General features: G+C 63.6%; 2 protein-coding genes and 1 pseudogene. All 3 read right to left on the bottom strand.

Annotated features, from left to right (window positions below; genetic code table 11):
- Positions 1 to 138: 138 nt before the first annotated feature.
- Positions 139 to 1605: a hypothetical protein gene (locus ENZ75_RS28695; protein ID WP_063168607.1), complete on the bottom strand. Its 1467-nt coding sequence runs from the start codon at positions 1603 to 1605 to the stop codon at positions 139 to 141.
- Between the two features lie 219 nt (positions 1606 to 1824).
- On the bottom strand, positions 1825 to 2097 hold the full coding sequence (gene minE, locus ENZ75_RS28690; protein ID WP_024501686.1) for a cell division topological specificity factor MinE: 273 nt from the start codon (positions 2095 to 2097) through the stop codon (positions 1825 to 1827).
- Positions 2094 to 2431 (bottom strand): annotated as a pseudogene (locus tag ENZ75_RS28685) (septum site-determining protein MinD); the annotation flags it as partial. The pseudogene ENZ75_RS28685 and the gene minE, both read right to left, overlap by 4 nt.

Raw genomic sequence — 2431 nt, 5'->3', positions numbered from 1 at the left:
ACCTTGTCTGTGCGGCGGACCTGTCGATCCGCCTGGCCGGTGCCCCATTGGACTTACTCTCCGGGTGAGGTGCCGGCCTCCCATGCACAAAAGAAGGATCTGAAGCGGGTCGCCTGAATCCTTCAGGCGCGACACGCTTCAGGTGGCGGCGCCGACATTCCTGCGCATGCGCCGCCTGCCCGTCGTCCGTGCTTTCTTCGCCATCGCCCCGGCCATCTCGACCACGCCGTCCTCGCGCGGCCTGCCATTGGTGGCCTTGTGGAGCCGCTCATAGGGCAGCAGTTCCTTGATCCGGGCATTGAGCGAGGCGATTTCGGCCTTGAGGTCCTCGCACTCCTGCCTCTGCACGTCGAACTGTATCTGTTCGGACGCCTGTTGCAGCGTCAGCTGAGAAAGGTTGGCGTTCACCTTGGAAAGACTCATCTTGTCGCTTTCGCTCTCCTGGCTCAGCGCGGACAATCTTTCATCGGCGATCTTCTTTTCGGCCAGAGCATCGTTCAGTTCGCTCTTGAGCCTGGCGATCTCGCCCGCGGCTTCGCCGTTTTCGCTCGACACCTGCTCAAGCCGCGATTGCAGGTTCTGGATCTCCGAGCTCAACCCGCGCATTTCCGCCTGGCTGCGAGCCAGCTCGGCTTCCTTGTCGCCTTCCATCATGTGGGCCGCTTCGGTCGTTTCCGACAGTTTCGCCTGTGCCGCCTCGAGCGACTTCTGCAGCCGCATCTCCTCTTTCTCGCTCTTGCCGAGCGCCGCCAGCAGCTCCGCCAGCCGCGCTGCTTCGGTGGCATGGACCGCCGACAGCTCGTCGAGCCTGTGGCGCGCTTGCGATTCCCGCTTCAGCGCCTTGTCGAGTTCGATCGACAGGTTGACGTGCTTTTCGCGCAGCATCTTGCTCTCGCGCAAGCGCCTGTTGGCCTCGACCGTCCTGGCGGTCAGCCGCTTGGCGATGTCGCCGAACTCCGCCTCGCGTTTGGCGCTCGCATTGGCTGTCTCGACGAGTTCCAGCCTGACCGCGGCAAGTGCCGCACGCAGCGTCTCCCGGTCCTGGACCAGACTTGTCTCGCGCTGCTGCAGCGCTTCGAAAGCGCCGTCACGCTCGCGCAGCTTTCGCGTCGCGTCGTGCAGCTTTTCCGACAGAGCCCTCTGTTCGGCGGCCAGGGCGGCATTGGCAACCTCCAGCTCGTTGGCGCGCAGGATGTCGCTGTGCAGGATGTTGAGGAATTCGCGCGTCAGATGGTGTGAGGTACCGATCTCCGACAGCTTGTCGTTGATCTCCTCCAGATAGTCCCTGGCGTCGTGGAAGAGTCCCTCGAAGGCGCTCAATGCAGCCAGCCGGGTCTGTGTATGGGCGGTCAGTCTTGGCGCGGTTTCGGAACTGTCCGCAGCGCCCGCATTCTCGGCATTCCCGGCATTGTCGTCATTTGCCGCATCGGCCTGGGGTGGCCCGTCATCGGGTGCCGCCTGGGCATCCGGCACATCGTCGCTCTCTGGCGGCGCCAGGTCGTCGGCGTCGAGACTTGCATCCAGCGCGTCCGCCAAATCGATCTGCAGGTCCTGGATCGCTTTATCCACGTCTTCAGCACGCTTGATCAGGCCTCTGAAGTTCATCGCCAAACTCCCCTTACGCATACCTCGCTTAGAACTTAACAAATTGCTAATATATCCTTACATCCGCTGCTTGCGCAGGGGAAGCCCCGTCGGCACAAAGGTAAATTTGGGACATTTTAGGGGTTTGGACGGCGCGAGCGATGCGGTGCGAGGGTGCGAAGCCGGTTCTGCCGGCAGGACAGAGGGGGGCGCGAAGGATCGCGGCTCCCTAAGTTGCCCTCACCCCGCCATGGCCAGCGGCACGGCGCTCTTGTTGGGGATCTGGATGTCGATTTCCAGCGTCGACATGGTCTCGCCGCGGTCCATCGAGACCTGCAGATAGTCCTGGTCGATCTGCACATGCTTGGCGATGACGGCCATGATCTCCTCGCGCAGGATGGAGACGAGGTCGGGCTGGCTGCGGTTGCGGCGCTCATAGGCGAGCAGCACTTGCAGCCGCTCGCGCGCCACCGGGGCGCTGGAGCGCCGCTTGAAGATGTCGAGCAGGTTCATGCCGCCCTCCTTCCCAAAAGACGATCGAGGAAGCCCTTGCGCTCGAAGGGCACGATGACGGGCAATTCCTCGCCCTCCAGCCGCCTGGCGGCGTCGATATAGGCCTTGGCAGCGGAATTGAGCGGCTCCGACAGCGTCACCGGCGAACCGAGGTTGGAGGCGCGCAGCACGTCCTGGCTTTCCGGAATGATGCCGAGCAGCGGCACCGACAGGATTTCCAGCACGTCGTCGATGGACAGCATCTCGCCGCGCGAGGCGCGCGCCGCATCGTAGCGCGTCACCAGCACATGCTTGGCGATCTGCTCGCCCTGCTCGGCCCGCAAGGTGCGGGCAT

The sequence above is a fragment of the Mesorhizobium sp. M7A.F.Ca.CA.002.04.1.1 genome (assembly GCF_004022805.1).
GTDB lineage: Bacteria > Pseudomonadota > Alphaproteobacteria > Rhizobiales > Rhizobiaceae > Mesorhizobium > Mesorhizobium ciceri.
Note: the sequence above shows the minus strand (reverse complement) of the source record. Positions and strands in the feature narration are given on the sequence as shown.

Bases quoted from the DNA above. Each gene is read 5' to 3' on its own strand.
- ENZ75_RS28695 (WP_063168607.1), bottom strand. From the start codon at position 1,605: ATGAACTTCAGAGGCCTGATCAAGCGTGCTGAAGACGTGGATAAAGCG.
- minE (WP_024501686.1), bottom strand. From the start codon at position 2,097: ATGAACCTGCTCGACATCTTCAAGCGGCGCTCCAGCGCCCCGGTGGCG.